This is a genomic window from Vibrio sp. OPT18, assembly GCF_015163615.1.
In the GTDB taxonomy this organism is placed as follows: domain Bacteria; phylum Pseudomonadota; class Gammaproteobacteria; order Enterobacterales; family Vibrionaceae; genus Vibrio; species Vibrio coralliirubri.
The window spans coordinates 135,811-147,460 of the sequence record NZ_JADDYK010000048.1 but is presented as its reverse complement, the minus strand read 5'-3'; the positions used below and the strand labels follow the sequence as shown (position 1 = coordinate 147,460).

The following is an 11,650-nucleotide window of genomic DNA, read 5'->3' as shown; positions in this document are numbered from 1 at the left end:
TCGGTATTGTCGACCTAACTCGTGTCACCAATCGAATCTCTGCGGTTACCTATGAACCACTTGGGCCGATTCTGTGTGCTGGTGCCATATACATGTTGATTATTGGCGTGTTGGTGAAGTTGCAAGCGGTGGCTGAAAACCGAGCTACTTATCTGCAGCAGTAAGTGTGGCTAGCAGTAATCTACCTCAGTCACAACTATCAATGACTGCCACAGTTTTGCCGTCACGACTGCTTGGTCAGAAACACCATTTACCTGCTTGTGATGCGTTATTGAGCGGGTAGGTTTAAGGAGTAAATATGGAAGAATGGAATATTATCTGGCAACAAAAAGAGCTGTTTGCTTCAGGGTTTGTGACCACATTTTATCTTTTTGTTTCGTCTTCAATTTTGAGTTTCATCATTGGCATCAGTTTGTTGTATTGCCTCGAAAATTCAAAACTTGGTGTCAAGTACACCATCAATAGTTTGATAGGCATGATGCGCACCTTGCCGTTTCTTATCTTAGCGTACCTGCTCTATTACGGGTTGCCGCAGGTTGGTATTCGACTCGATGCGATTACAGCGGGAATCATCGCGCTAAGTCTCTATCACGGTACCTATTTTTGTGAGATTTTCCGAGGTGTTCGTAAGGGGCTAGAGCCAGGTTACATCGAAGCGGCGCACGCTTATGGCTTCTCTAAATTAAAAACCTTTACCCGAGTTATTACCCCAAATGTGTTGTTTAAATCGGTTCCGCTGATCACGAACCAACTCATCATCTGCTTAAAAGACACTGCGTTTCTTAGCATCATCACCGTCGCAGAAATTACCGCGGCCGCCAACAGTATTCAATCGACGTACTTCATCCCATTGAATGCGTTCATCATTGCTATCGCGCTCTACTGGGCTGTGAGTATTGCACTTGAAACCATCACCAAACGAATCCAAACCAAAGTTGAACTTAGAGGGCTTAGCCATGCTTAAACAATCAGAGATTATTGAAACGGAAGCACCGATTAACCCTTATTTGGGCGTGAATTTGGAAGTAATTGAGTGCGAGCCACTATTGGAAGAACGAGAGACGATCATCAAGGTTGAAAATCTGTCGAAACAGTTTGATGGCATCGAAGTACTGCGAGATATCAACCTCAACATCAACAAAGGCGATGTGGTGAGTATTCTCGGTTCGTCAGGTTCAGGGAAATCGACGTTATTACGTTGCATGAATTGGCTAGAGCAGCCAGAGCGCGGCACGATTTTCATGGGTGATGAGCGTATTGGTATTAACTCAGAAACGGAAAAACCACTCAAATATAAAGAGCTGGCGAAACTTAGAGAGCGCCTTGGTATGGTTTTCCAAAGCTTCAACTTGTGGCCGCATTTAACCGTGTTGCAAAACGTCATGGAAGCGCTCGTTCACGTTAAGAAGATAGCGAAATCAGACGCAGAGGAGATGGCTCGTAAGCAACTCGATAAGGTAGGGATGTCGCACAAACTAGAGAACTACCCGAGTATGTTATCGGGTGGGCAAAAGCAACGTGTCGCCATTGCCAGAGCACTCGCGATGGAGCCGGATGTGTTGCTGTTTGATGAACCAACGTCAGCACTCGATCCTGAATTGGTCGAAGAGGTGCTATTGGTGATGAAGAAACTGTCGCAAGAGGGCTACACCATGGTAGTGGTGACGCATGAGATGGAGTTTGCGCGTCAGGTGTCGGATCAGGTGGTGTTTCTTGAGAAGGGCATATTGATTGAAAAATCCAACCCAGAGAAGTTTTTCACTAACCCAGATTCATCAAGGGTAAGACAGTTCCTCAAGCTTGATTCATGAGTTAGATAGCTTGTACAGCTTCAAGGTTCGACTGTTAAAAAGCTCCGACTGAATCCGTCGGAGTTTTTGTCTGTGCTGGTTTTTTCTTCCCAAACCCAAAGCCAAACCCAAAACTATACAAATGGCCATGTGGCGCTAACCAATACTGTCAATATGAATGACCACAGAATCTGGGCGCCAGTACTCCAGTTCGCAGTCCATTAGCTCACCATCTTGCTTGTAGTTCACTCGGCAGATCTTCAGTACGGGCTGACCCTCGGCCAAATTCAGCGCCTTGGCGACATGCGCAGGGGCTGAAGTGGGAATCACATCAAAGCGCGAGCGTTTGGTCTCGTAGCCGTATTTTTCTCGGTAGATGCCTGTTAGTGACATGGTGAGGTTTTCCGACAAGACACCATCAAACAAGGGCGCTTTCAGTACATTTTCAACAAACAGCACTGCTCTGCCATCAATAAAACGCAAGCGCTCAATCACGTGTATCGGCGTTATCTGCTCTATCTCTAATGCTTTGGCGTAATCGCTTGCCGCCATCTCTGTACGGGTGCTGAGCAGTCTGGTTTCTGCTATGCGGTGTTGTTCGCGGATCATTTGATGAAAGTGAGAACGTGACAATGGGTTGTAGCGAATCCGTTCGGGCGACACATACCAACCTCGGCGTTCCTCTCGGTATATCAAACCTTCGGTTTCTAGAGACACCAGCGCATCTTTGAGCGTGATTCGTGTGGTGGAAAACAGCTCGCTGAGCTCTCTTTCGGATGGCAGTTTTTGCCCCTCGGTGAAGATGCCAGATTGAAGCTGTTCTCTAATGCTCGCCTTAATTCTGCCTAGCTGTGTCCCTGATTGCCCTGTACCCAATGTTCTCATTGCTGATCTAGTCCATAAGTTCGTGTACTTAATAAGGTAAACCATGGAGTTAACAGGAATGTGACAGTAAACAAAGGCTTGCTGTCATATGAGTGAAATATAATTGCCACGGAAATGCATCCTAACTGTCAAATAACTTGCGCGAAAGCGTCACACTCCGGCGATAGCATACAAAACGAACTTACTGACCTAGTCCAGAGGGATAGAGACAATGAAAACTTTGCTTAGCCGTTCAACTGTATCGCCAGCCAAACTTATGGGTTCATCTACAAAGCTAATAGGTGCAACGTTAATAACGGCAACACTTTCAATGCCAGCGATGGCGAAGGATGCTGATCTTGAGTCACTGATTGAAGCCGCTCAAAAAGAGGGTGCGGTTTACAGTGTGGGTATGCCTGACAGTTGGGCAAACTGGAAAGGCACATGGGCTGATCTGAAAGCAAACTACGGTTTGAAGCATCAGGATACAGACATGAGTTCGGCACAAGAGATCTCGAAATTTGAAGCAGAGAAAAGAAACGCAACCGCAGATATCGGTGACGTTGGTTTTGCATTTGCACGTGTCGCTGTGCAGAAAGACGTAACGCAGCCATACAAGCCAACCACTTGGGATGACATTCCAGATTGGGCGAAAGACAAAGATGGTCACTGGGCTTTGGCTTACACAGGTACTATCTCGTTCATTTCAAACAACAACCTTGTGGAAGATGCCCCAAAATCTTGGAGCGACTTACTAGAAGGCGACTACAAAGTCACAGTCGGTGATGTAGGTGTAGCAGCACAAGCAAACAACGCAATTCTAGCGGCAGCATTTGCTAATGGCGGTGACGAATCGAACCTAAAACCGGCGATTAAATTCTTTGGTGAGCTAGCGAAGCAAGGCCGTCTATCTTACACCGACCCAAGCATCGCGAATCTTGAAAAAGGCGAAGTGGAAGTGGCAATCATGTGGGATTTCAACGCACTGAACTACCGCGACAAGATCGACCGTAAGCGCTTTACCATCAGCATTCCACAAGATGGCTCAGTGATTTCTGGTTACACCACCATCATTAACAAATACGCACAAAACCCGAACGCGGCGAAGTTGGCTCGTGAATACATCTTCAGTGACCAAGGCCAAATTAACCTAGCAGAAGGTTACGCACGTCCAATCCGTAGCAGCGTTACGCTACCTCCATCAGTACAAGACAAGCTGATCTCTAACGATGAATACAGCAACGTGCACCCAGTATCTGACTTCTCAGCATGGGAAAAATCAGCACGTCGTCTGCCACGTCAATGGCAAGAAAGCGTATTGATTCACCAGCAATAACCCCGCTTAACACGCCACCTGTAGCGGGTGGCTTATAGAAACAAGCAATAGAGAATAGACCATGATCAATAAGGTTATCCTTGTTGTTCTAGATGGACTGAACTATCAGGTAGCCCGTGATTGCATGGGCTACCTGAACGGTCTTCTAGAGCAAAGTGATATGTATGAGAAACCGGGCGATTTGCAGACAAAACAGGGCGATTCGTACAGTAAACAGGGCACTTCGCAGAGCACGCAAAAAAATAAGCTGCGCGCCACGCTTTACCCTGTGCAGTGCGAGCTGCCGTCTATGTCACGTCCACTGTATGAGTGCATCCTGACCGGTGTTCGCCCTGTTGAGAGTGGCATCGTCAACAACCAAATCGTGCGTTTGTCGAATCACGAGTCGGTATTTAGCTTGGCGAAGTCGCAGAACAAAGTGACGGCAGCTGCGGCTTACCATTGGGTGAGCGAGTTATATAACCGAGCGCCATTTGATGCAGTACGCGACCGTTTCACCAACGATGAGACCATGAACATTCAACACGGTTGTTTCTACCACTGGGATCACTACCCAGATGAAGCCTTGTTCTTGGATGCAGAGCACTTGCGCGTGACTCATCAGCCTGATTTCTTGCTGATTCACCCAATGAACATTGACGACATGGGACACAAGCATGGGCTGGATTCTCGCCAGTACCGTAATAGTGCTCGTGGCGCGGATATCTACCTATCGAACTACCTTGAGAAATGGGTAAATGATGGTTATCAAGTGATCATCACCAGTGACCATGGCATGAACAATGACTTGTCTCATGGTGGCATTCTGCCTGAAGAGCGTGAAGTGCCATTCTTTGTGATTGGCGATAAGTTCACACACCAAGAATGTTCAGTGAAACAGACCGATATCTGCGGCTGCGTGTGTCAGCTACTGAACCTTGAACACGATAAATCTTACACTCAGGAATTGTTGGCCCTATGAGCAGTTCTGTAATCACGCAGAGCGATGGCTCTGCGCTTAAACCCAAAACCAAATCTTTGTTTCAACGCTTCAAGCCCGCTTTGTGGCTTGCGCCTTTCGCGCTGTTCTTCTACCTGTTCCAACTGGCACCTATGGTTTGGGTGCTGATCAACAGCTTCTTCTATGACGATGAGCTCTCTCTCGAAAACTATTCTGAAATATTCGATTCTGCTTTCATGATGCAGGCTTTTGGCAACAGTTTATGGTTGTCGATTTGGTCGAGCATTGTTGGCTTGGCGATTGCGACTCTGTTGGTCTCTTCATTGCGCCGTGTTGATTCTAAAATCCGCGATGCGGTGATCGCGTTTACCAATATGAGCAGCAACTTCTCTGGTGTGCCTCTGTCGTTCGCCTTCATCATCATCCTTGGTACCAATGGTGCGATCACCTTATTGCTCAAGCAGTATGGATTACTGGGCGATTTTGACTTGTACGGCAAGTGGGGTTTGCTAGCGATTTACATCTATTTCCAGATCCCATTAGCGGTGTTGTTGCTGTATCCAGCATTCGACGCCTTGGGTGACGACTGGCAAGCAGCCTCAGCATTGCTTGGCGCGAAAACCTGGCAATACTGGACCAAAATCGCTCTGCCTGTGTTATCTCCTGCCTTGTTCGGCACTTTCATCATCTTGATTGCTAATGCGATTGGCGCCTATGCGAGCGTGTATGCGTTGACCTCGGGCAACTACAACGTGATTACGATTCGAATTGCGAGCTTGGTATCGGGCGACTTGTTCTTAGAACCAAACCTAGCTGCGGCAATTTCTGTGATTCTGATGGCGATGCTAGCCTTCATCACCGTGATTAACCAATGGCTGATCAGCAAAAGCTACGCAGGGAAGAGAAAGTAATGAACACCGTAAATACTCGCTTTCATAAAACGGTTGTCTATTCGATTGTCGGCATCATGATGATCCCGATCTTAGCGACCTTTATCTACTCGATCTCTTCTCGATGGGGTGCGACGATCCTGCCGGATGGCTTCACGTTGGATTGGTACATCAACCTGCTGACCGATCCTCGTTTCTTGCAGGCTTTTGGTCGTTCACTGTTTATCTGTGTGGCGGCGCTGTCATTGAGTGTGGTGTTGGTTCTGCCTGCGATTTTCGTGGTGTTTTACTATTTCCCGAAGCTCGACAAGGTGATGAATATCCTGATCTTATTGCCATTTGCTGTGCCGCCAGTAGTGTCGTCGGTTGGCTTGCTTCAGCTGTATGCAGACAGCGAAATCTCACTGATTGGCACACCATGGATTCTGATTGGTACCTACTTCACCATCGCGTTGCCATTCATGTATCGCGCGATTGCCAACAGCTTTGAAGCGATCAACCTGCACGACTTGATGGACGCAGCACATCTGCTCGGCGCAAGCACCACCAAAGCGTTTTTATTGATTATTCTGCCAAACCTTAAGAAAGGCTTAATGGCGTCGCTGTTCTTGTCGTTCTCGTTCCTATTGGGCGAGTTCGTGTTCGCCAACATCTTGGTAGGAACACGCTACGAGACACTGCAAATCTACCTATACAACATGCGTCAAACCAGTGGTCACTTCACGTCAGCCCTTGTGATGACGTACTTCCTGTTTATTTTCTTACTGACTTGGTTGGCAAGTCGTTTCAGCCAGGGAACAAAATAATGAGCTATGTAAATGCGAAAAACCTCACTAAGAGCTTTGGTGACAATACAGTGTTTGAAGACATTCAATTTTCCATCGAGAAGGGTGAATTCATTACTCTGCTTGGCCCAAGTGGCTGTGGTAAATCGACTCTGCTGCGCAGCTTGGCTGGCCTGAATCCTGTCGATGGTGGCGAGATCTGGGTCAACGGCGAAGAGATTACTCACCAAGTGCCACAACAACGTGGCATCGGCATGGTGTTTCAATCTTATGCGCTGTTCCCGAACATGACGGTTGAAGGAAATATTGCGTTTGGCCTGAAAATGAAAAAGCTTGCTGCTGACGAGATTAAGCACGAAGTCGCGAAAGTGATTGGGCTGGTGGATTTAACGGGCAAAGAGAAATTCTACCCGCATCAGTTATCGGGCGGTCAACGCCAGCGTGTCGCCTTGGCAAGAGCCTTGGTGGTCAAGCCGCGTATTCTATTGCTTGATGAGCCACTTTCAGCGCTGGATGCGAAGATCCGTAAACACCTACGCCAACAGATCCGAGATATTCAAAAAGAGATGAACCTGACCACGATCTTCGTGACCCACGATCAGGAAGAAGCGATGATCATGTCTGACCGCATCTTCTTGATGAATAAAGGTGAGATCGTACAAGCAGGGACACCCGAAGAGATCTACACTCAACCTGCCAATGAGTTTGTTGCTGGGTTCATGGGACACTACAATCTGGTGCAAGCGAACAAAGCCAAGCAACTTTTCAACATTGAAACCGAGTGGAAAGTGGCGATTCGTCCTGAATCTATCTACGTTAAAGAGCAAGGCCGACAGTATGGCGAGCATATCTCTGCGCCGAAAACGGGCACCATTCGCAACCACCAACTGCTAGGCAACGTGATTCGCTACCAAGTGGACGTCGATGAATGTGAATTAACCGTCGACTTACTTAACCGTTCCTCTGAACGGCTGTTGGCAAACGGCAGCCAACTTGAACTCCTGTTTAACCTTAACGAAATTCAACCTGTGAGAGCCTAAGATGTTCAAACCTTTGTATGTATTTGATATGGATGAAACGCTGATCAATGCCGATGCAGCGATGCTCTGGAATGAGTTCTTGGTTGAAAAGGGTATTGCCACTGCGCCTAACTTTATCGAAGAAGATCAGCGCTTAATGGGCCTGTATTCGGAAGGTAAGCTGAACATGGAAGATTACCTCACGTTCGCTATGCGGCCACTCGCGGAAATGCCAACAGAGCAAGTCACCGCCTTGGTGGAAGAGTGTGTTGAGCAGCATATTTTGCCTAAACAGTTCAAGCAGTCGAAACCCTTGATTGAGCAGCTTGAGAATGATGATATCGATATGTTGATCATCTCTGCCAGCGTGACTTTCTTAGTAGAAGCGGTCGGCCGTAAGATTGGTATTGAGAATGCACTCGGTATCGATTTGATTGAAAACCAAGGCCGCTTCACGTCTCAGATCTCAGGTGTACCAAGCTACCGTGAAGGCAAAGTGACGCGTTTAAAAGAGTGGTTAGACAATCAAGAAACCAACTACTCAGACATTCACTTTTATACGGATTCAATCAACGACTTACCTTTGTGTGAACACGCTGACTTTGCCTATCTGGTGAACCCATGTCCGCGTTTGAAAGCGTTAGCCGATCAACCGAATTGGTCGATTCTCAACTGGGATTAAATTGAATCTTATATTCAAATTAGGTTCGTTCTAGAACTCATAAAGCCGCTGACTACAGCGGCTTTTTTGCATCATCAGTCTAATATTCGATTTATCGTCTTAGCTGATAAAATCACGTATGTAACAATTCAATAACATCTCTTACTCTGCTGTAAATCAAACCACCATCTTTCAATCCCTTGATAGCACTCACTTTCTTGTCTTGATGGTTTGTGTGTAACAAATATTTTACAAATTGACAGGGTTTCATCGTAATTGCCCATTTTCCTCCACCCATTCCATTATCTCGGCTTGTGGGCCAAATTTAATTAAGGACAAAAAATACACAACCATTTCACAAAAAACGTAATACAAAACCAATAGGTACAAGGAGAAAGTTCATGGTGGATACATACAACCCGCTTGGCACGGATGGATTCGAGTTTGTTGAATACACGGCCGTTGACCACAAGGGAATTGAGCAACTTAAAGCGCTGTTTGTGTCACTTGGTTTTGCTGAGATCGCCAAGCACCGTTCAAAAGAAGCTTGGCTGTATCGACAAGGTGACATCAACTTTATCGTCAATGAACAGCCTCACAGCCAAGCGGAAGCGTTCGCCAAGGTGCATGGGCCATCGGTCTGTGGCATGGCTTTTCGTGTCAACGAAGCAACGGCTGCTATGGAGCAAGCATTCAAGGGCGGTGGTGAAGAGTACAAAACAGAAATAGGGCCGATGGAGCTGAGCATTCCTGCCATTTACGGCATCGGTGAAAGCCTGCTCTATTTTGTGGATCGCTACGGCAAGCAGAGCATCTACGACGTTGACTTCCGATTCTATGATGACGCGCAAGAGCGCATGGCGAAAGCCGATGTTGGTCTTTACGAGATCGATCACCTCACGCACAACGTGAAACAAGGCAATATGGACCTGTGGTCTGGTTTTTATGAGCGTATCGGCAACTTCCGTGAGATTCGCTACTTCGACATTGAAGGTAAGCTGACAGGCCTTGTGAGCCGTGCCATGACTTCACCATGTGGCAAAATCCGTATCCCTATCAATGAGTCTTCAGACGACAAATCACAAATTGAAGAGTTTATTCGTGAATACAACGGCGAAGGTATCCAACACATCGCGCTTGCTACGGATGACATCTACAAAACAGTGAAAACCCTGCGTGATCGCGGCATGGACTTTATGCCAACCCCAGATACCTACTATGAGAAAGTTGACGATCGTGTGAAAGGTCACGGGGAAGATACCGACCTGCTTCGCGACCTACGTGTTCTGATTGATGGTGCGCCGACCAAAGACGGCATCTTGCTGCAAATTTTCACGCAGACAGTAATCGGGCCTGTGTTCTTTGAAATCATTCAGCGTAAAGGCAACGAAGGCTTTGGCGAAGGCAACTTCAAGGCGCTGTTTGAATCGATTGAAGAGGACCAGATTCGTCGAGGAGTATTAGACGATGCATAAATGGATCTCGTTTCCTCATCGGGAGGGGGTGTGTTCTAAACAAGCGCATGCCGACTTCCCTGAAGAGGCAATCTATGAGCGAGAGGCGGGCCGAAGTGGTTTCTTCGGCCCTGCCGCTCACTTTCATCACCAACATGCCCCAACAGGTTGGTCGGAGTGGGAGGGCGACTTACGCCCTCGCGCTTTTGATTTTACGCTGGTGGAAAAAGCCAGCCAGATAACCCCTTGGGCTGTGCCTTATCTTTTGCACAACGCGGACTGTAAAATTCGTGTTTGGCGTATGGATGAGAAGATGGATTTCTTGGTGCGTAATTCCGATGGCGATGAGCTGCTGTTCATTCACCAAGGCAGCGCCGATCTCTATTGTGACTATGGTCATTTAGAGGTGAGTGAAGGGGATTACGTGATGATTCCGCGCTCGACCAATTGGCGTTTGGAGCCAAGCGAGCCGATGTTCATCTTAATGATTGAGAACACCGACGCCGCTTATTCCTTGCCAGAGAAAGGCATGGTCGGCAATCACGCAGTGTTTGATCCGGCGGTTCTTGAAATTCCATCGATCAACGATCAATTCCGCGCTCAGTATTCAGAAGACCAAACCCAAGTTCAGGTGAAACGCCATGACAAAGTCAGTGTGATCACCTATCCGTTCAATCCTTTGGACGCGATTGGTTGGCATGGTGATTTGGCCGTAGTGAAAGTGAATTGGCGCGATATCAGACCGCTGATGTCACATCGCTACCACCTGCCACCGTCTGCACACACCACTTTTGTTGGCGCAGGCTTTGTGGTGTGCACTTTTGTACCACGCCCGATTGAGAGCGATCCCGGTGCGCTGAAAGTGCCGTTCTACCACAACAATGATGACTACGATGAAGTGCTGTTCTATCACGCTGGAGACTTTTTCAGCCGCGACAATATTGAAGCGGGCATGGTGACCTTCCACCCTGCAGGCTTCACGCATGGGCCTCACCCAAAGGCTTTCAAAGCGGGGCAAGCACATAAGAAGAAGTTTACCGATGAAGTCGCGGTGATGATCGATACTCGTCATGCACTGCAGTTCTCTGACGAACTCGATAGCGTTGAGAACAAAGAATATGTCTACAGTTGGCAAGAGAAGTAAGGGACAAGGATGAAATTAGCAACCAAGAAAAATGGCACTCGCGATGGTCTGTTGATGGTCGTGAGTAGAGATCTCAAACAGTGTGTACCTGCCGCTGAAATCTTCCATGCGATGCATTTGGCGCCAACCATGCAGGTAGCCTTGGATAACTGGGACAACGTTGTTTCTCAATTAGAAGAGTTATACACCTCGCTCAATAACGGGCATGTGACGGGCAGTGAAGTGTTTGCCACTCAGTATTGTGAATCGCCATTGCCACGCGCTTATCAATGGGCGGATGGCAGCGCTTATGTAAACCATGTTGAACTGGTGCGTAAGGCGCGTGGTGCTGAAATGCCAGAAAGCTTCTGGGTTGACCCGCTTATGTATCAAGGCGGCTCAGATGCTTTTATTGGTCCACGTGACAATATTGAGTTTGCCAGCGACGAATGGGGCATCGATTTCGAGGGTGAAGTCGCCGTTGTCACCGGAGATGTACCAATGGGTGCCAGTGCCAAGCAAGCGCATGATTCGATTCGCCTGCTGATGTTGGTGAACGATGTGTCGCTGCGTGGCTTGATTCCAGCAGAGCTCGCAAAGGGCTTTGGTTTCTTCCAGTCTAAGCCCTCTTCAGCGTTTTCTCCGGTTGCCGTTACACCTGACGAGCTAGGTGAGCAGTGGAAAGGCAGCAAGGTGCACCTGCCACTGACTTCAACCTACAATGACCAGCCTTTTGGTTGTCCAAATGCCGGTGTGGACATGACCTTCAATTTCGCGGAGCTGATTGT

The 11,650-nt window shown here is 47.7% G+C and carries 12 protein-coding genes and 1 pseudogene; 12 read left to right on the top strand and 1 reads right to left on the bottom strand.

Annotated features, from left to right (window positions below; all coding sequences use genetic code 11):
- From IQQ51_RS26985 to IQQ51_RS11655, 3 genes and pseudogenes are all read left to right on the top strand, one after another.
- Nucleotides 1–164 (top strand): annotated as a pseudogene (locus IQQ51_RS26985) (amino acid ABC transporter permease); the annotation flags it as partial.
- Between the two features lie 134 nt (nt 165–298).
- On the top strand, nt 299–964 hold the full coding sequence (locus tag IQQ51_RS11660; RefSeq protein ID WP_050653103.1) for an amino acid ABC transporter permease: 666 nt from the start codon (nt 299–301) through the stop codon (nt 962–964).
- Complete coding sequence (locus IQQ51_RS11655) at nt 957–1,811, top strand: amino acid ABC transporter ATP-binding protein (protein ID WP_228012821.1); 855 nt, start codon at nt 957–959, stop codon at nt 1,809–1,811. Before IQQ51_RS11660 ends, IQQ51_RS11655 begins: the two co-directional genes overlap by 8 nt.
- A 135-nt stretch (nt 1,812–1,946) precedes the next feature.
- On the opposite strand, the gene IQQ51_RS11650 is transcribed toward IQQ51_RS11655, so the two are convergent.
- Entirely contained in the window at nt 1,947–2,675 is a 729-nt protein-coding gene (locus IQQ51_RS11650) for a UTRA domain-containing protein (RefSeq protein ID WP_077681178.1), read from the bottom strand.
- A 211-nt stretch (nt 2,676–2,886) separates the two neighbouring features.
- On the opposite strand from IQQ51_RS11650, the gene IQQ51_RS11645 reads away from it, so the two are divergent.
- From IQQ51_RS11645 to IQQ51_RS11605, 9 genes are all read left to right on the top strand, one after another.
- Nucleotides 2,887–3,990, top strand: coding sequence for an ABC transporter substrate-binding protein (locus tag IQQ51_RS11645; protein ID WP_193841158.1), 1,104 nt, complete (start codon nt 2,887–2,889; stop codon nt 3,988–3,990).
- A gap of 61 nt (nt 3,991–4,051) precedes the next feature.
- Nucleotides 4,052–4,951, top strand: a complete 900-nt coding sequence (locus tag IQQ51_RS11640) for an alkaline phosphatase family protein (protein ID WP_193841157.1) — start codon at nt 4,052–4,054, stop codon at nt 4,949–4,951.
- Nucleotides 4,948–5,841 carry an ABC transporter permease gene (locus IQQ51_RS11635; protein WP_193841156.1) on the top strand — a complete coding sequence of 298 codons (894 nt, stop codon included), beginning with the start codon at nt 4,948–4,950 and terminating at the stop codon, nt 5,839–5,841. Before IQQ51_RS11640 ends, IQQ51_RS11635 begins: the two co-directional genes overlap by 4 nt.
- A complete protein-coding gene (locus IQQ51_RS11630; RefSeq protein ID WP_004732591.1) occupies nt 5,841–6,626 on the top strand; it encodes an ABC transporter permease in 786 nt (261 codons plus the stop codon). The genes IQQ51_RS11635 and IQQ51_RS11630 overlap by 1 nt, the downstream gene beginning before the upstream one ends.
- Nucleotides 6,626–7,645 (top strand): ABC transporter ATP-binding protein, encoded by a 1,020-nt coding sequence (locus tag IQQ51_RS11625; protein ID WP_102393377.1) that lies wholly within the window; start codon nt 6,626–6,628, stop codon nt 7,643–7,645. The genes IQQ51_RS11630 and IQQ51_RS11625 overlap by 1 nt, the downstream gene beginning before the upstream one ends.
- Nucleotide 7,646: 1 nt before the next feature.
- Nucleotides 7,647–8,306, top strand: coding sequence for an HAD family hydrolase (locus tag IQQ51_RS11620; RefSeq protein ID WP_193841155.1), 660 nt, complete (start codon nt 7,647–7,649; stop codon nt 8,304–8,306).
- 380 nt (nt 8,307–8,686) lie between these two features.
- Nucleotides 8,687–9,760, top strand: coding sequence for a 4-hydroxyphenylpyruvate dioxygenase (hppD, locus tag IQQ51_RS11615; RefSeq protein WP_123300339.1), 1,074 nt, complete (start codon nt 8,687–8,689; stop codon nt 9,758–9,760).
- On the top strand, nt 9,753–10,883 hold the full coding sequence (locus IQQ51_RS11610; protein WP_193841154.1) for a homogentisate 1,2-dioxygenase: 1,131 nt from the start codon (nt 9,753–9,755) through the stop codon (nt 10,881–10,883). Before hppD ends, IQQ51_RS11610 begins: the two co-directional genes overlap by 8 nt.
- 9 nt (nt 10,884–10,892) lie before the next feature.
- Nucleotides 10,893–11,650 (top strand): fumarylacetoacetate hydrolase family protein (locus IQQ51_RS11605; RefSeq protein ID WP_228012820.1); only part of this gene is annotated, 758 nt, incomplete at its 3' end.

Bases quoted from the DNA above. Each gene is read 5' to 3' on its own strand.
- IQQ51_RS11630 (WP_004732591.1), top strand. From the start codon at position 5,841: ATGAACACCGTAAATACTCGCTTTCATAAAACGGTTGTCTATTCGATT.
- IQQ51_RS11635 (WP_193841156.1), top strand. From the start codon at position 4,948: ATGAGCAGTTCTGTAATCACGCAGAGCGATGGCTCTGCGCTTAAACCC.
- hppD (WP_123300339.1), top strand. From the start codon at position 8,687: ATGGTGGATACATACAACCCGCTTGGCACGGATGGATTCGAGTTTGTT.
- IQQ51_RS11650 (WP_077681178.1), bottom strand. From the start codon at position 2,675: ATGAGAACATTGGGTACAGGGCAATCAGGGACACAGCTAGGCAGAATT.
- IQQ51_RS11655 (WP_228012821.1), top strand. From the start codon at position 957: ATGCTTAAACAATCAGAGATTATTGAAACGGAAGCACCGATTAACCCT.
- IQQ51_RS11640 (WP_193841157.1), top strand. From the start codon at position 4,052: ATGATCAATAAGGTTATCCTTGTTGTTCTAGATGGACTGAACTATCAG.
- IQQ51_RS11625 (WP_102393377.1), top strand. From the start codon at position 6,626: ATGAGCTATGTAAATGCGAAAAACCTCACTAAGAGCTTTGGTGACAAT.
- IQQ51_RS11610 (WP_193841154.1), top strand. From the start codon at position 9,753: ATGCATAAATGGATCTCGTTTCCTCATCGGGAGGGGGTGTGTTCTAAA.
- IQQ51_RS11660 (WP_050653103.1), top strand. From the start codon at position 299: ATGGAAGAATGGAATATTATCTGGCAACAAAAAGAGCTGTTTGCTTCA.
- IQQ51_RS11620 (WP_193841155.1), top strand. From the start codon at position 7,647: ATGTTCAAACCTTTGTATGTATTTGATATGGATGAAACGCTGATCAAT.
- IQQ51_RS11645 (WP_193841158.1), top strand. From the start codon at position 2,887: ATGAAAACTTTGCTTAGCCGTTCAACTGTATCGCCAGCCAAACTTATG.